This window comes from Streptomyces sp. NPDC002994, from assembly GCF_040611155.1.
Classification (GTDB): Bacteria; Actinomycetota; Actinomycetes; order Streptomycetales; family Streptomycetaceae; genus Streptomyces.
In genome coordinates, this window is record NZ_JBEXNQ010000027.1 from 53,802 (window position 1) to 70,024 (window position 16,223).

13 protein-coding genes are annotated in these 16,223 nt (G+C 70.5%); 2 read left to right on the forward strand and 11 right to left on the reverse strand.

Going from position 1 to position 16,223, the window contains the following annotated elements; genetic code table 11:
• Position 1 precedes the first annotated feature (1 nt).
• Both ABZX79_RS29485 and ABZX79_RS29490 read right to left on the reverse strand, forming a co-directional pair.
• The gene (locus tag ABZX79_RS29485) at positions 2-880 is read right to left on the reverse strand and encodes a sterol desaturase family protein (protein WP_355264244.1); all 879 of its coding nucleotides are present in this window, start codon (positions 878-880) and stop codon (positions 2-4) included.
• A gap of 382 nt (positions 881-1,262) precedes the next feature.
• Positions 1,263-1,544, reverse strand: coding sequence for a WhiB family transcriptional regulator (locus tag ABZX79_RS29490; RefSeq protein WP_355264247.1), 282 nt, complete (start codon positions 1,542-1,544; stop codon positions 1,263-1,265).
• Between the two features lie 137 nt (positions 1,545-1,681).
• Between ABZX79_RS29490 and ABZX79_RS29495 the strand changes: the two genes are divergently transcribed.
• Entirely contained in the window at positions 1,682-2,866 is a 1,185-nt protein-coding gene (locus ABZX79_RS29495) for a zinc-dependent alcohol dehydrogenase (protein ID WP_355264250.1), read from the forward strand.
• Here ABZX79_RS29495 and ABZX79_RS29500 read toward each other — a convergent pair.
• From ABZX79_RS29500 to ABZX79_RS29540, 9 genes are all read right to left on the reverse strand, one after another.
• Positions 2,844-4,484 carry an alpha-amylase family glycosyl hydrolase gene (locus ABZX79_RS29500; RefSeq protein ID WP_355264253.1) on the reverse strand — a complete coding sequence of 547 codons (1,641 nt, stop codon included), beginning with the start codon at positions 4,482-4,484 and terminating at the stop codon, positions 2,844-2,846. The two genes, ABZX79_RS29495 and ABZX79_RS29500, sit on opposite strands and share 23 nt — an antisense overlap.
• An 87-nt stretch (positions 4,485-4,571) precedes the next feature.
• Positions 4,572-5,177 carry an HAD-IA family hydrolase gene (locus ABZX79_RS29505; protein WP_355264256.1) on the reverse strand — a complete coding sequence of 202 codons (606 nt, stop codon included), beginning with the start codon at positions 5,175-5,177 and terminating at the stop codon, positions 4,572-4,574.
• 6 nt (positions 5,178-5,183) lie between these two features.
• Positions 5,184-6,185, reverse strand: a complete 1,002-nt coding sequence (gene epsD, locus ABZX79_RS29510) for an exopolysaccharide biosynthesis glycosyltransferase EpsD (RefSeq protein WP_355264259.1) — start codon at positions 6,183-6,185, stop codon at positions 5,184-5,186.
• A gap of 186 nt (positions 6,186-6,371) precedes the next feature.
• Complete coding sequence (locus ABZX79_RS29515) at positions 6,372-7,379, reverse strand: hypothetical protein (protein ID WP_355264262.1); 1,008 nt, start codon at positions 7,377-7,379, stop codon at positions 6,372-6,374.
• A 99-nt stretch (positions 7,380-7,478) separates the two neighbouring features.
• The gene (locus ABZX79_RS29520; protein ID WP_355264265.1) at positions 7,479-8,981 is read right to left on the reverse strand and encodes an O-antigen ligase family protein; all 1,503 of its coding nucleotides are present in this window, start codon (positions 8,979-8,981) and stop codon (positions 7,479-7,481) included.
• Entirely contained in the window at positions 8,978-10,432 is a 1,455-nt protein-coding gene (locus tag ABZX79_RS29525) for an oligosaccharide flippase family protein (RefSeq protein ID WP_355264268.1), read from the reverse strand. Before ABZX79_RS29525 ends, ABZX79_RS29520 begins: the two co-directional genes overlap by 4 nt.
• Positions 10,429-11,205: a WecB/TagA/CpsF family glycosyltransferase gene (locus ABZX79_RS29530; RefSeq protein WP_355264271.1), complete on the reverse strand. Its 777-nt coding sequence runs from the start codon at positions 11,203-11,205 to the stop codon at positions 10,429-10,431. The genes ABZX79_RS29525 and ABZX79_RS29530 overlap by 4 nt, the downstream gene beginning before the upstream one ends.
• Positions 11,206-11,261: 56 nt before the next feature.
• The gene (locus tag ABZX79_RS29535) at positions 11,262-11,906 is read right to left on the reverse strand and encodes a hypothetical protein (RefSeq protein ID WP_355264274.1); all 645 of its coding nucleotides are present in this window, start codon (positions 11,904-11,906) and stop codon (positions 11,262-11,264) included.
• A gap of 215 nt (positions 11,907-12,121) precedes the next feature.
• Positions 12,122-13,093: a glycosyltransferase gene (locus ABZX79_RS29540; protein WP_355264277.1), complete on the reverse strand. Its 972-nt coding sequence runs from the start codon at positions 13,091-13,093 to the stop codon at positions 12,122-12,124.
• Positions 13,094-13,557: 464 nt separating this feature from the next.
• Between ABZX79_RS29540 and ABZX79_RS29545 the strand changes: the two genes are divergently transcribed.
• Positions 13,558-16,176, forward strand: a complete 2,619-nt coding sequence (locus ABZX79_RS29545; protein ID WP_355264280.1) for an AAA family ATPase — start codon at positions 13,558-13,560, stop codon at positions 16,174-16,176.
• Positions 16,177-16,223: the final 47 nt, after the last annotated feature.

Consider the following 16,223-nt stretch of genomic DNA (forward strand, 5'->3'; position numbering starts at 1 on the left):
GTCATCCGGGGGTTTCGCCGGCCCTGACGGACCGGCGGCGCAAGGGGTGCACGAGGGTGGCGACGATGGCGCCGGTGCCGGGGAACGAATCCGGGTCCGCGAGTCCGACGGCGGCCGGTTCGCGCCCGGGCTGCCAGGTGAAGCTGCCGAACGCCCGGTCCCAGATGGACAGGTCGGCGCCGTAGTGCCCGGCCTCGGCCAGATCGGTGCTGTGGTGCAGCCGGTGCTGCTCGGGGCTTGCGAAGACGTGGTTCAGCGGGCCGAGCCGGACGGCGACATTGGCGTGGATGAAATAGCCCTGAGCTACCACGAACAGGCCCACTCCGAAGACGGCCGTGTCCGAGAACCCGACCAGCGCCAGGGTCAGTTGGACAATGGCCTGGCTCAGCAGGATGTCGCCGATGTGATTGACGCCGTTGTTGCCGACGTTGACCTTCTCGGGCACATGGTGCACGCCGTGCAGCCGCCACAGCCACGGATTGGTGTGTCCGAGCCGGTGGACGCCGTAGCCGGCGAGCGACCCCAGTAGCAGGGCGAGCGGGATCTCCGCCCAGAGCGGGAGTACGGAGTCGGGCCGGGCCAGGAGGCCCGCGGCGAACACCACCAGGGCCGACCCCACACTTCCGCCCACTGCCGTGAGCGCGTAGTACACGGCGTACCATCGCCACTCCCGCCGGTCGGGACGCCAGGCGGGCTCGTACGGGATCAGGCCCTCCAGCACCACGAGAGCGCCGAGCGTCGCGAGCTGGAAGAGGAACGTGACCCGGCCGGGTTCCCAGCCGTAACGCACGGTCGCGGCGAAGACGGCCACCACCGAGAGCAGGAGAAGGGGGTGGGCGACGCGGGCCAGGACAGCGCCGCTTGTCGACGAACTGGACATGGGCATCCCTCTCATCGACGGGTCGTCACGGGAGCGCTCCCCTTGGGACGGGGCGTAGCCCAGCGGGGAGCGTGCTAACAGAATGCAGTGGAATGATTACGCAGAGCAATGGCGTCTGATCGGCGCGCGGAGTCGTACGGGGCGGAGCCGTGATCCGCCCGCCCCCCGGGCGTGACCCCGGCGGCGCTCGCGATTTTGCATATCTTGCGAATGGCGGTTCAAAGGACCGCGGGGGAAGGCCTGACACGCCTGTGACGACACCCCTCCGGCTGCTGCCGCCGTCCAGGACCTCCCCGGATCCTCGCGACGATTGCTGGGCCGAGCGGTCGAGGCCTTTCCCCGCGGGGACAGCTGCGGCGCAGGCCGTGGAGCCCCTGCCGGTTCAGTCCTGAGCGCCCGTCTTCCGGCCGGACCGCGCCTTGGCCCGGTGCAGCGGAGAGCGTTCCTCTTCACTCAGGCCGCCCCATACTCCGGTGCGCTGTCCGGAACGCAACGCGTAGGCGAGGCACTGCCGGGTCACGGGGCAGCGCCCGCATATCTCCTTGGCCGCGGCCTGTTCGTCCAGCGCGGGTCCTTTGACCCCCACGGGGAAGAAGAGTTCCGGGTCGGTGTCGGCGCAGGCGGCCCTGCGTAACCACCCTTGGTCCAGTGGCAGCCCATCCATGAGTCGCCGGGTGCCCTTCGCGTCGATGGCCAAACGGGGGTGTGGCCGCCACGGCGCTCTGGACTTCTTCCGAGGAATGACCCCTTCCGTCAGGGGGACCCGGAGCGTCATGGAGACCCAGTGACGAGGAGAGAGTGATGCGCGCACTGACCTGGCACGGAAGGCGGGACGTACGGGTGGACACCGTGCCCGACCCGCAGCTGAAAGAGCCGACCGACGTGATCGTACGCGTCACCTCGACCGGCATCTGCGGTTCCGACCTGCACCTGTACGAGGTCCTGGGGCCCTATCTGGATCCCGGGGACATCCTCGGACACGAGGCCATGGGCATCGTCGAGGAAGTCGGCGCCGACGTCTCCGCGCTCGCGCCGGGCGACCGCGTGGTGATCCCCTTCAACGTCTCCTGCCAGCACTGCTTCATGTGCGAACAGGGACTGCACTCGCAGTGCGAGACCACCCAGGTCCGGGAGCGCGGCACGGGCGCGGCACTGTTCGGCTACACCAAGCTGTACGGCCAAGTCCCCGGCGGCCAGGCGGAGTTCGTGCGCGTACCGTTCGGTGACAGCCTGCCGGTCAAGGTGCCCGATGGGCCACCCGACGACCGGTACGTCTTTCTCTCCGACGTCCTGCCCACCGCCTGGCAGGCTGTCGAGTACGCCGCGATTGCGCCCGGCGGCACGGTGACCGTACTCGGCCTCGGACCCATCGGTGACATGGCCGCCCGTATCGCCCTGCACCGGGGCGCGAGCCTGGTGGTCGGCGTCGATCTGGTGCCGGAGCGGCTGAGCCGCGCGGGCACGCGCGGCGTCAGGGCGCTCGACCTGCGCAGTTACGGGAAGGACCTCCCCGACGCCATCCGCGACCTGACCGACGGCCGGGGCACCGACGCCGTGATCGACGCCGTCGGCATGGAGGCCCACGGCGCGCCCGTCGCCAAGGCGGCGCAGTGGATGACCGGTCTGCTGCCCGACGCCGCAGCGCAGCGGCTGATGGAACACGCGGGAGTCGACCGGCTGCACGCCCTGTACACCGCGATCGACGTGGTGCGACGGGGCGGCACGATCTCCCTGTCGGGCGTGTACGGCGGCATGGCGGACCCGATGCCGATGCTGACCCTCTTCGACAAGCAGATCCAACTGCGGATGGGCCAGGCCAACGTCAAGCGCTGGGTGGACGACATCCTGCCGCTGCTCGGTGACGAGGACCCGCTGGGGGTGGAGGGATTCGCCACCCATTCCATGCCGCTCGCGGACGCGCCGAAGGCGTACGAGATGTTCCAGGCCAAGGAGGACGGCATGATCAAGACACTGCTGAGGCCCTAGTGCTCCAGGGCTCCAGGTCGAAGACGCCGTACGCGAACCCTTCCGCCGTGATCGTGCGGCCGTCGACGCGTACGCCGGAGACCTCCACGGACCGGGGCCGGGGCCGCGGACTGCCGGAGACGGCTTCCGGCAGGGTGATGGCGGCCGTCTCGCGCTGGGGATTGATGACGACGAGGTAGCGTCCGCCCCGCGTGTAGACGAAGGGATGGCCGTCGTGCAGCACGGCCACCGCGCCCGCGCTCCCGAATTCAGCGGTGGTGGTGCGCAGGGCGACGAGGCGGCGGACCAGGTGCAGCAGGGAGCCCTCGTCGCGGCGCTGGGCGGCCACCGTGGGCCGGTCCGGGTCGGGGTCCAGGGGCAGGTAGAAGCGCTCCGGCGGGGCGGTGGAGAAACCGGCCCCCGGGGTGGCGTCCCACTGCATCGGCGTACGGGAGCCCGCGCGGTTGTAGCGCGGACCCAGGACGCTGCCTTCGGTGTCGGGCAGGCCGGGCACGAAGCGCATGCCGATCTCGTCGCCGTAATAGATCGCGGGCAGCGTCGGCCAGGTGAGCTGGAAGGCGAACGCGGCGGGGAGCTGCTCGGGGGTGCGAGGGCCGCAGTTGAGGCGGGCGAAGTCGTGGTTCGCGGTGGGCAGGGCGGCGAACCCGCGGCCGTCGATGGCGGAGGTGGCGTCCTGCCACGCTTCGACGAACGGGCGGGGCGAGCCCTTGCCGCCGGGGTCGAAGAAGCAGTCGACGGGGTCCCAGTCGTCGTTGTCGGTGCCGTGCCGGTTGTTCCACAGGGAGCGCAGCGGGCGGCCTTCGGTGGGACCGCCGAACTGGAGGAAGAAGTCGGCGTGGAAGCCCGCCGGTACGGACACGACCGGGTCGCCCCACTCCGACAGCAGGACCGCGTCGGGGTGAGCGGCGTCGAGCCAGTGGCGCAGCTCGGTCCAGATCTTCGAGGTCTCGCTCTTGTCGGCGTCGTCCTTGACGAGCGAGGCCGCCATGTCGACGCGGAAGCCGGCCAGGCCGAGGCCGAGCCAGTGGTCCATGATGTCGCGGAGCGCGGCGCGGTTGGCGCGCGGGCCCTCGGCCTCGACGGACCGGCGCCACGGTTCGGCCGGATGCGTGCGGGCGTAGCCGAAGTTGAGGGCGGGCTGGGAGTCGAAGAAGTTCGGCAGGTACGCCCCGGGGCGGGCGCCGGGAGAAGCCACGAACCGCGCCGGGGCCGGCTGGGTCCCGTCGGTCCAGATGTAGCGGTCGTCGTCGGGGTCGTCGGCGGACGCGGTGAACCAGGGGTGCTGGTCGGAGGTGTGTCCGGCGACGAGGTCGAGGAGTACGCGGATGCCCCGGCGGCCGGCCGCTTCCACGAGGGCGGCGAGGTCGTCGTTGGTGCCGTAGCGCGGGGCGACCGTGAGGTAGTCGCTGATGTCGTAGCCGGCGTCGAGGAAGGGCGAGGCGAAGCACGGGTTGAGCCAGACCGTGTTGACACCCAGCCAGGCGAGGTGGTCCAGGCGTTCGGTGATGCCGTTGAAGTCACCGATGCCGTCGCCGTTGGAGTCGGCGAAGGACTGTGGATAGATCTGGTAGAAGACGGCGTCGGCCAGCCAGGCGGGAGCGGGGCGGAACGTTGTCATGGAGGGGTACTTCCCTCGCGGAAGCGCGAAATGCCCAGGCAGGAAATGCTCCGGCCGGGGCATCCGTACTGCTGGTGGGTTTCGGCGTCACCAGGACTCGGACTCACGGGCAGGCCGTTGCCCGAGCCGTTCGTACGCCGCCCGCGCCGTGAACTCCCCCTGGCCGCCCGGGAAGAGCAGTCCGGCCGTGGCGAACGCCGGATCGTTCGCCGTCCCGCGCACATACGGCACGGCGACGCAGCGCATGCCCGCGGCGTGCGCCGCCGCCGCGCCGGCCGGGGCGTCCTCCAGGACCACGCAGTCGGCCGGCGCCGCGCCGATCCTGCGGGCGGCCTCCAGGAAGATGTCGGGCGCGGGCTTGCCGTGCGGTACCTCTTCGGCCGAGACGACCTCGGTGATCAAGGAGTCCAGGCCGGTGCCCGCGAGCACCGCCTCGATGGCGGCCCGGGACGAGCCCGAGGCCACGATCATCGGCGTCCCTTCGGCGTGCAGCCGCTCCACGAACTTCCGCATCTCGGGGAAGACCTCGGTGGCCGCGGCGGCCAGCTCCAGATACAGCCGGTTCTTGCCGGCGAGCATCTCGTCGAGCGGCGCCGTGATCCCGTACTGCTCACGCAGGGCCGCCAGCGTCTCGCGCGTGCCGATGCCGATGAAGCGGGTGTGCTCGTCCCAGCCGAAGTCCGCGACTCGCACCCTCTGCTACGCCGGCCGCCGCTGGAGTCGCCCTGGGGAGGCGGATGTCGCCTCCGCCAGGGCGCGGGTGTATTCGAGATCCCAGACCAGGCTGAAGGCCGCCAGCGACGGTCGATCGGCGTGTAGGGCGTGGAGCAGGCATCCTGCTCCGATCGCGCCGGTGACGGCGCACCGGTGAGCCGTCGGCGGCCGGCAGACCCGACGGGCGAGGCGCAGCAGCCAGTGCCGGTGACGCAGGCCCTCTCGCACCGACGACAGCCGCCCCGAATCGGGCACGAGCTGATCGATGAGAACGTCGAAATGTGCGCTGAGGGCTGGGATGCGGGTCCACGTCCGAAGGGTGCGATCGCTGTCGTGCCAGACGACGGCGACTGGATCGAACGCGAACCGGCAGCCCAGTCGGAAGAGCCGGAAGCCGAGTTCGATGTCCTCCTGTCTGGCCAGACGCTCGTCGAACCCGCCGACGGCACGGAAGTCCGCGCGACGGACCGCGAGGTTGCCGGTGTAGCAGTGGTTCCACGTCGGGGTGCTCTCGCCGTGGCCCAGCCGGGCGTATTCCCGTCCCAGACGATCGGCGTCCCAGTGCGTCCAGGGCGGCAGGCGCCGTTGTGGCGGGGAAAGGATCGGGCCGAGGGACACCACCGGTCCGGCGGCACGGCCCAGTGCGGCGTGGTGCCGGGCGACCAGCCCGGACTGGGAGATGCAGTCGTCGTCAATGAACAGCACGTACGGTGCGTCCGACAGGGCCACACCGTGGTTGCGGCTCGCGGCAGGCCCAACCGATTTCTCATTGCGGATGACCCGGATCGGACGGGTGGGGTGGGACGCCTCGACGCGATGCACCACCGGGTCCCGGCTGCCGTCATCGACCACGATCACACCGAACTGCTCGAAACTCTGGTGCCAGAGCGCGTCGAGACAGGCCGCCAGCTTGTGGGCCGGGCGGTCACGGGTCGCGATGACGACGTCCAGCTCGGTGTCTCGTCCTGATCCCTGTATGTCCGCCATCACGTCCGCCTTCCCGGTATGTGCATGTTCAGCGATTCGAGCCAGTGGCCGGCGAGTGCGTCGACGGCGGCAGACCCGCTTCAGGGGCGAATCCGCAGGAGCGGCATTGACCTGCCCTCTCGTTCATGCCGAAAGCTCCAAAGGAGCCGCGGGAGCGACGCACGCGGCGGTCGCTCGCGGCGCTGATCAGGTCCACCAGCGGCGCACCACCTTCTCGGCTGCCTTGCCGCGCGGCGTGTAATCGAGCGCGTCATCCCGGCTGCCGCGTGGCGTCACGTCCCAGACCCACCAGAAGACACCGGCCCACCAGGACTGGTTCCGGAAGCTCGCGAGCAGCGCCTCGTAGCCGGCCGCCTGCTCCGCCTGATCCGGCGTCGTGCTGATCGTCCAGGAGTACGGGGCGGTGGTGGACCCACGCTGGCTGACATAGCCGGCTTCGGTGAACAGGATCTGGCGACCACGTTCGGCCGCGAACGCCGCCAACTTCTCCCGGATGGGTCTCCAGGTTCGTTTCAGCGCCTGCACATCGTGGGTGGGCTGCCTGCTCAGGGGCCAGTAGGCGTCGACGCCGATCAGGTCCACAGCGTCCCAGAAGGCGACTTGCGGGTACTCGTCGTAGTTGGCCGCGTACACCAACGGCCCTGGATAGCGGGCACGCACGGCCCGGATGACGCCCAGCCAATTGTCCCTGTCCCCCGAGACTCCTTCCAGTTCAGTCCCCACGGCGAATTGCTCCACTCCGGTCCGTGCGGCCAGATCCGCATAGTGGGTGATGAAGGCGGTGTAGGAGGCGAACCACGTCGCGTGGCTGCGTGGCCGGATGTGGCCCCGGCTTTCGGCGCCTGGCAGATCGACATGCGGTTTGAGCAGGACCTTCAATCCGCGCTCGTGGGCCAGGGCGATCACCTTCTGCACCCCGGCGTCGTCGGGCGTCTGCCATGTCGCACTGGCAGGCGCCCGGGTGATCTCGTTGGCGTCGGAACTGGACTGGAACCACGTGGGTACGATCTGGACCCATCCCGCGCCGACGTCGGCGATGTGGCGGAGACCGCCCTCGAGTACCCGCGTATCGCCGTAACCGTCACGGGAGTACGTGGGCAGGGCGAAACCGTGTTGCCGCTGCTGCGCCGGGCCGGGTCCGGGGTCACCGGAAGATCCGGAGATCGTCGTGGCGACAAGCACGATGCTCAGCACGGCGCCGGCCAGGCACCGTGCGTGGCACGTCAACGCACCATGCGGACCGAGGCCCTTGTCACGAGAACACCTGGTGGCCGGCACGAGGGCATCGTCTCCTCATATCCGCCGCACACGCGGCCGGGCGTGCTTGGGCGCACCGCTGCCGGGCGGCGACAGCGGTCTCGCCGAGGTGGCACGGTCACCACCGGAGAAGCAGACGGCGACCAGCAAGCCCATCACCGCGGTGATGCCCAGAACGTCGAAAGCCGGAAAGGTCACGCTGGTGAGGAGAAGAGCGAGCAGGGCCGCTCGGCTGCCGATCCGGAGGGTGTGCCGCTGCCACTCCTCTGCGGGCGGGGCCCGTCTCACGACGGCCGCTGCGATCACGAGCACGAGGAAGGCCGCCGCCGGTATCCCGATCTTCCATGCCAGCCAGAGGTACCCGTTGTGGGCGAAAGGGGTCGTCAGGGTGTCGAACGTATCGTCCTTGCTCCAGGTGATCGTGGCGCCGAAGCCCGATCCGGTCAGGGGCCGGCTTCTGATCTCCTCCAGGACGACCTGCGACTCGATCACCCGGTACTCGTAGGACTTGTCGACCTCAAGTCGAGTGACCGAGACCAGGCGTTCCACGGCCGTACGGATCTCGCCGGGTGCGAGCGCGGCGAGGCACCCGAGCAGCGACACAGCACCGATCGGCGCCCACCTCGCCGCTATCCGGCGCGCGTGGGCCCCCGACATCATCACCACGACGGCGCAGGCCACCGCCGTGGCCACCCAGAAGGTCCGCTCGTACGTCAGCCAGACGCAGATCGCGTTCAAGCACACGATCGCCGCCAACAGCCACCGGAGCGGGATCGACCGCACGCGACCGGATACCAGCGCGGCCCAGGCCAGCGTCACGGCGACCGGGTACGCGTACAGCCCACCCTGCAGTGAACCGCGGCCCGATGACGTGAGGTCAACACCCTGGCGTACGCCGACATCGGCCGAGCTCGTGTAGCCGATGGAGAAACCCCACTGGAACAGCCCCCAGACCCCCAGAGCCAACCCGAGAGCGAGGAGTGTCCGGTTGAGACGTCGTCGGGCCGCCTCGTCATGGACCACCGGCCACGCCAGCACGAACGCACCCACTCCGAGCATCACACGACGGGCTTCATGGCCCGCCTCGCTCACGGCGGCTCCGTGCGCGATTCCCCACGCCAGGGCCCCGGTGAGCATCAGGGCGACGGCCGCGGCGGCGAGGAGCGGCGCGTCGATCTTCAGCCTGCGCGACAGGATCAGCCATCCGACCCGGCACAGCCCGAGGATGAGGAGGACGTCGACGAGCAGCAGCCCGGGTCGGCCGGATCCGCCGACGACGGAGAACTCGTCCTGTACCTGGAAGGGCACCAGCACCGTGAGGGCGACCAGCACGGACAGGGCGGCGACCGGAGCTCCGAACGCCAGCGGGATCACCACGATCGCGGCGACGGCCGCGAGCGGGGCACCGGGGAGGAGAGCCCCGAACGCGAGCGCTGACAGCACGGCGACACACGCCGTGCCCAGGGCGCGACGGCCCGGTCCGGACGCGAGCGGCGGCAGCGATGGCGCCCCGTTCCGTCCGGCCGCTGCCCAGGTCACTGTGATCGCCTCCGGAGGAAGGGCCGCAGCAGCAAGATCCCGGATGCCGCCAGCCCGGCAGCGACTGCGGCGCAGACGGCGACGCTGTCGGAGGTCCCCGAGGCCCTCAGGGAGACGAGCACGGCGAAGGTCACCGCCACCTGCCATCCCACCGCGGCCACGATCGGGCGCACGGCATGCCAGAGGTCTCGGGATGTGGTTCCGGCGAGCCGTGCACCGACGGTGGCATACACCGCCACGTACGGCACGAAGACCACGAGGTGCGCCAGTGCGGCCCCACGGATCCCGTCGACCGACACGAGGACCCACAGGGCGACCGCGGTAGCGATACAACGGACGGCCATGACCTTCGCGCGGAAGGCGATGTGTCCCGTCCCGGAGAGCGCCTCACCTATGCAGTTGTCGATGGCGTAACCGATGCCGGCCACCCATAGCACCTGGAAGGCGGTCACCATGCCCGCCCATTCGGGCCCCAGGACCGCCGGAAGCACCACCGGTGCGAGCAGGATGCCGGCCGGAAGCATCGGCAGCAGGAGCGCCGACATCAGGCGTACGGACTGCACCGTCCGCTCCCCGCTGGTCTCGGGGCTGGATGCGGCGGCGGCGAAGAGCACCTTTCCGACCTGCTCCGAGAACTGCGTCGAGGGCGCCATGGCGATCGTGAAAGCCAGAGCGTAGAGACCGACGAGATGCGCATCGCTGGAGAGGCCGACTATCAGGTAGTCGATGTTGGCGGCCAGCATCATGGTGACGCCGAACAGGAAGAACCACCGGTTCGCGGTGCGCACGTGTTCATGGGCGCCGGAGGTGTAGGGCGCCGCCGACCGATGGCGGAGACCGGGCAGACACAGCGCGGTGGTGAGCACCGCCAGCAGACCGAACAGCACCACTTGGCGCATCACCAGCGACCAGACGCCCGCGCCGGCCAGGACCGCGGCCACGGCCACCGCCGCGGACACGATGTTGGCGGCGGCCGTCGCCCCGGCGAGCCGCCGGAACCGCATCGACTTGTGCAGCAGCGCCGTGGGGATGACGGAGATCGCGTGCAGGGGCAGGCAGACCGCGAGCAGCGCGACGGCAGCCGCGTCTCCGCCTCCCGCGAAGGTGCCCACCAGGGGCCCCGCAGCCGCCGCCATCGCTGCGGCGAGTGCTGCGGCGATGAGGAAGCAGCGCCAGAAGGCGCGTACGAGGTAGGACCGGGTGAGACCCGGGTGCACCATGATGCCGCCGTAGGTGCCGCGTTCCACCAGCAGGGTCGCGATGTAGACGACGGCTGTTCCGACTGCCACGGTCCCGAAGCTGGCGGGCGGTAGGCGTCGTGCAAGGAAGATGAGCGATCCGTAGGCGAAGGCCTGGGCGACCAGATGGCTTCCGGTCATCCACGAAGCGGAGGCGATCAGGCTGCGCCCGGTCGGCTTGCCCGGCCTGGAGACGATCTCGGGGACGCTCACGGCAGTGCCCGGCTGCCGGCTGACGTCGCCGATGACCCCTCACGCTGCCACCGCAGGCGCAGGGCGTCGACGGTCAGGCGAGCGGCGGTGGGAACCCCCTGGACCAGGTAGCGGCGCCAGAGCCAGGGCTGACTCGTGAGCCGCCAGGCCCACTCGAGGCAGAGCCGCCGCACGATTTCCGGGGGACGTGTGCGATCGCCGTTGATGAAATCGAAACTCGAGCCCACGCCCACGAACCATGTGCCCGGCAAGGCGGGGCGCAGATCGGTCATGATCGATACCTGGCTCGCGAAGGGCAGACCGAGGAACACGATGTCCGGGGACGAGGCGATCAGTGTGCGCGAGAGGGCCGCCAGCTCTCTGGTCATGGTGTCGGGCCGGACGTAGCACGGGTAGGTTTCGGCGCGCAGCCCCGGGTTCACCTGCCTGAGACGGTCGGCGGCCCGCTGTGCCTCGCCGGGACGACCTCCTGCGAGCAGGACCGAGCGCCCACGCGCATCTGCTCCCGCGGCCAGTGCCCGGAGCATGTCCGTGCCCGTGATCTGCTGGGGCACCGGGGTTCTCTGGAGCCGCAGCGCGACCACCAGCGGCATTCCGTCGGTGACGACGAGCTCGGTGTGTTCGAACACCCGCCGCAGGTCCGGCGAGCGCCGGTACTGCCGCAGGATGTCGATGTTCGGAGTCAGCACTGTCCCGCCCCCGCCGTCCGCCAAGCTGTCGAACACCTGGCCGACCGCCTCGTCCGGCGTCACCGCATGGATGGGCATGCCCATGAGACGTGGGATCCGCCGAGGCGGAGGTGATTTTGGAGCAGGCAACGACACCGGACTCACCTCCCCAGGGTTTCCGCTGAGGACACCGGGGGCTCGCGTCCGGCGGCCGCAACGTCATCGCTCTGCGCGCGGCGCCTGTGTCGCTCGATCCCGAAGGCGGCGAGAACGCCGAGGAACATCCCACCGACGGCCGCCATGCCGGTCATCACGACTGCGGGCATCCCCTCGACGCGCACCGGCGGGCTGGTCGAGTCGATTCTCAGGGTGGGGTCCGCGCCGGTCTGGCGGACGAATGTGAGAAGTTGCAGCTTCCCGGACTCTTCCCCGGCGTTCGGATCGGCAGCGGTGTTCTTGGTCGCGAAGGCGATGCGGCGGTCCAGTTCGGCGGAGATCGTCTGCCACCGATCCTTCAGAGCGGTCTTTGCGAACGTCTGTGCCAGGCGGTCCGCCTGGCCCGGGTCGGCCGCTCGGGCGGTGATCTCGATCATGTTCGTTTCGCCGACCGGCGTGACGTCGACAGCAGCGCGGACGGAATCGGGGGTCCAGCGGCCTCCGAGGGACTGGGCGGTCGTGAGCGCGACGCGGTGGGAGTCCAGCAGTCGCGCCACCGTGGAGGAGGTGCGGTTGGTATCGCCCGCGTCGCGAACGAGGCTGGTTCCGAGGAATGTCTCGTCCGATTGCGCGAGCGGCGTGACTTCCATTCTCGTGGTCGCACTGTAGGAAGGGGCCCGTGGACCCAAGGCCACCACGCTCGCCACGAGGGCGGCGAGCGTGGTGAGCACCACGAGTGGCCACCAGCGCGCGACGTCGCGGATCTCGACAGCGCCCGCATCGGCACCACTGACGTGTGGCGCTGCGCGCCGTGTGGCATCCGATGCCGTGGAGGTCCCGGGGACACGTCGATGCAGATCCGTTGTCATGTCAGCTGCCCGTATGCGAGAAGGTGCACTTTGACCGCCAGGTTCTCGTCGAGGGACAAGTCGGGTGCCACGGCGCAGGCCAGCTGCGCATCGATGGCACGGCTGAGATCGTGCGGATCGCCTGCCTCGAACGTCTGTGAGGCAAGTTCCCGCAGGCCACCGACGTTCGCCGCGACGGTCGGGGTGCGCAGCTGACGGGCAACCGCGAGCACCCCGCTCTGGCTCGCCTTGTCATAGGGCAGGACGACGAGATCCGCCGCCGAGATCGCCGCCGCGAACTCTGCGAGCTCGAGGAACTCCACTCGTGCGGCGACGTCGACGCCGTAGGCCTTCGCGAGTTCTGTGCAGTGAGCCCACCCACCACGGTCTTCGCCCACGACAGCCAAGCGTCGATTCGCAGGCCAGTGACGAGCACTCTCGATGAGCACGTCGAGCCGCTTCTCGGGCCGGATGCATCCCGCGAAGAGGACGACGGACACGTCCGTACCGGCCCGCCACGCGTTGCGCCACTCGAGCTGCTCATCGTCCGAGACCTCAGGCACGATTTGGACGAGCGGAGAACAGTGCGCCTCGAGACCCTGGCGGCGAAGAACCTCGACGTCCGCATGGGAGTAGACGATGATCGCGTGCGGGACTCGAAGGGCGAGCCGCAGCAACGCGCCGTCCACACGACCTCGTCGCGAGAACGTGTCGTGCGGTGAGTAGATCACCAGGCGATCCCTGAACCGCACAATGCTCAGTGCGAGAAGTGTCAGTGCCCCCGCCGCGGCGATCCCCTGTACGTGAAGGACCGCTCCGCGTGGCACCGCGGCGTGAAGGTGCGGCAGCGTGTGGCTGACGAACCTGCGGGCGATGGCGCCACGGCGGCGAGCGCCGACACGACCATGACGTGGCCACCAGGAGCACGGGCACAGGTCGACGCCCTCGATGCGCACCTTCTCGTGCTCGTGCCCGGTGTGGAGCACCACGCGCCGGCCGGACCGGCCGAGGAGCTGACCGAGGCGGCAGGCGTGTTGGAAGACACCGGCGTATCCCGATGGTTCGAACAAGTGGATCTCGGGGCGGGCGGACGCGGTCGAGCCGCCGCGGGCCGGTTCTCGAGCCCTTTCCGTCGTGACGGCAGTGCCGTCGGTCGTGGTCGTGCGGCGGGACGGACCATGTGGGTTGGTTTGGTCGGGTTCGGGGCGCATGCCAGCAGTCTGCGGTTGGCGCCGAGGCGGGTTCATCGGTAACCGGACCCAATTTTTCGCGGCGGTATACCCAGATACGCCGAGCGACGACGCTGTTACTGGTGCATCACGCGCGGCCACCCCGGCGCCGACGCTGCCGGCCTGCTGAGCTGCCCCCAGCGCGGGCGCGAAGGCGTTCGAGCCCGAAGATCCTTAGACTGAAGGTGTACGGACACACATACGCACCCACGCTGGGGACAGCCGTGACCGATCTCCTCGAACGCGGCGCCGTACTGCAGGATCTCGCAGACTGCCTGGAACAGGCTGAAGACGGCCACGGACAGCTGGTGCTGTTGCGCGGTGAGGCGGGTATCGGCAAGACCTCAGTCATGCGGCGCTTCGCGGAGGAGCTGAGTGGTGCCGGGCGCGCCCGGGTGCTGCTCGGAGCCTGCGACCCGCTGTCCACGCCGCGCCCGCTGGGCCCGCTGACAGACGTCGCCACGCTGCTCGGCCCGCCGGTGTCCCAGGCCCTGCACGCGGGGCTGCGCAGGCGCACCGACCCGGGCGGGATCTTCAGCGGAGTGCTCAGCGCGCTCGGCGGCCTGCCCGGAGGGCAGCCGACACTGCTGGTGATCGAGGACCTGAACTGGGCCGATCAGGCCACCTTGGACCTGGTGCGTTTCCTGGCCCGGCGGATCGACCGGCTCCCCCTCCTGCTCCTGGCCACCTATCGCGACGACGAGATCGGCCCCGCACACCCCCTGGCGGCGCTCCTGGGAGACCTCGCCGCCCTTGCCGCGGTCCACCGCTGCACACTGCCGCCACTGAGCCGCCGGGCGGTCGCCGGTCTGACGGCCGCGGCCGGGCACCCCGTGGACGCGGACGAGCTCTTCAGCAACACGCACGGAAACCCGTTCTACGTCACGGAAGTCCTGGCAGCCCGCACCCGCGGCGTCCCCACCACCGTGCGCGAAGCGGTGCTGGGCCGCATAGCGCGGCTCCCCGACTGGGCCCGGGAGGTGGCGGAGACGGTGGCCGTCATCGGGCCCCGTGCCACCGAACCGCTGATCACCGCCGTGGCACCGGACGCAGCCCCGGGGTTGGCGAACTGCCTGGCCGCGGGTGTGCTGCGCCCGGACGGTCCGGTGCTGTACTTCCGCAACGAGCTGGCGCGCCGGGCCGTCTGGGAGTCGCTCCCCGTCTACCGACGCGCCATGCTGCACGGCCGCGTCCTGGCCGCCCTGCGCTCCGGCCCGGTCGACCCGGTCGATCTCGCGCAGGTTGCGTTCCACGCCGAGCAGGCCGGCGACGAAGGGGCCGTGGCCGAGTACGTCCCGAGGGCTGCCGCCTACGCCGCGGCGCTCGGCTCGCACCGGGAGGCTGCCGACCTCTACCGGCGCGCCCTGCGCGACCCGGCCGTCACACCGCCCGAACAGCGCGGCGACCTGCTCGAAGCCCAGGCTTACGAGAGCTACGTGACCGGGAACCTTCCGGAAGCGATCGACTCCTGGGACGAAGCGGCCCGGCTGCGCCACGAGCAGGGTGACCGGCGCCACGAGGCGGAGGACCTGTGCCGGCTCTCCCACATGCACTGGCTGACGGTCCGCGTGACGGACGCCTGGCGAGCGGGCCTGGACGCCGTGCGCGTGCTGGAAGGCGAGGGCCCGACCCGGGAACTCGCCTGGGCCTACGCCAACCTCGCCCAGCTGGCCTGCCTCGGCCACGACCCCGCGACGACCGCCGACTACGCGGGCAAGGGCGCCGAACTGGGACTACGCCTGGACGAACCCGCGCTGACGGTCCGCTTCCGTGTCTACAAGGCCCTGGTGAACGTCGCCTGCCACGGGCAGGGCTGGCAGGACTTCGAGGACGCATGGCAGGCGGCCATCGCCGAGGACGACACCATGGCGGACGACGCCTGCGAGATCGGAGCGGTGGCCTGCTGGACCGCGGCACTCCACCATGACCTGCCGCGTCTCGATCGCCTCACCGACCGCACCTGCGCGTACTGCCGGGAACACGACCTCCCGATGTTCCTCGTGCTGGCCCTCGGAGCGGCCGGCCTCGGCATGCTGCACCGGGGCCAGTGGGCACGGGCCGCCCAGAAGGCGGGCGACGTGCTCGACCGGAACCCCCAACCGCTGCACCGGCTGCTGCCCTTGGTGACGTCAGCGCTGGTCAGGGCCCGCCGAGGCGAACCCGGGGTGTGGCCGCTGCTGGACGAGGCACTCTCGTACGGCGAAGAGGCGGATCTCTTCCTGGCGGGCCCGGTGTGGGCCGCCCGCGCCGAGGCGGCCTGGCTCGAAGGGGACGACAGCCGCGCCGTGGCGGAGGCCGAACACGGCCTGAAGGCGGTCACCATCGACAGCGACCCCTGGCTCGTCGGCGGAATGCTGCGCTGGTCCCGGCTGGCGGGCGGCGAACCCCCGCAGGCGCGGGCCGCAGAGCCGTACGACCTGGAACTGGCCGGCCAGTGGCGCGAGGCGGTGCGAGCGTGGGAGGAGCTCGGCTGCCCGTACGACGCGGCGCTGGCCGGCCTCGGCGGTGACGTGCCCGCCATGCGGCAGGCCCTGGAGACCTTTCGCTCCCTGGGGGCCCGACCGGCTGCGGACCGCGCCCGGGAACGCCTGCGGGCGGCCGGGGTGCGGCGCACCCCGTACGGCAAGCGCGCCTCGACGTGCGCCAACCCGTACGGCCTGACCAAGCGGGAGCGGGAGGTCCAGCGCCTGCTGTGCGAGGGACTCACCAACAGGGAGATCGCCGCCCGGCTCTACATCACCCCCAAGACCGCCGAACATCACGTGGCCGCCGTGCTCGCGAAACTCGGCGTCCACACACGCGAGGGGGCCGCCATCCCGCTTGACGACGACCCCTCACGGTGAGCCGGCGAACACTCGAAGTGTCGTTACGGCCACCCGCGGTATCTGGG

Bases quoted from the DNA above. Each gene is read 5' to 3' on its own strand.
- ABZX79_RS29485 (WP_355264244.1), bottom strand. From the start codon at position 880: ATGTCCAGTTCGTCGACAAGCGGCGCTGTCCTGGCCCGCGTCGCCCAC.
- ABZX79_RS29490 (WP_355264247.1), bottom strand. From the start codon at position 1,544: ATGGATGGGCTGCCACTGGACCAAGGGTGGTTACGCAGGGCCGCCTGC.
- ABZX79_RS29495 (WP_355264250.1), top strand. From the start codon at position 1,682: ATGCGCGCACTGACCTGGCACGGAAGGCGGGACGTACGGGTGGACACC.
- ABZX79_RS29500 (WP_355264253.1), bottom strand. From the start codon at position 4,484: ATGACAACGTTCCGCCCCGCTCCCGCCTGGCTGGCCGACGCCGTCTTC.
- epsD (WP_355264259.1), bottom strand. From the start codon at position 6,185: ATGGCGGACATACAGGGATCAGGACGAGACACCGAGCTGGACGTCGTC.
- ABZX79_RS29530 (WP_355264271.1), bottom strand. From the start codon at position 11,205: ATGGGCATGCCCATCCATGCGGTGACGCCGGACGAGGCGGTCGGCCAG.
- ABZX79_RS29535 (WP_355264274.1), bottom strand. From the start codon at position 11,906: ATGGAAGTCACGCCGCTCGCGCAATCGGACGAGACATTCCTCGGAACC.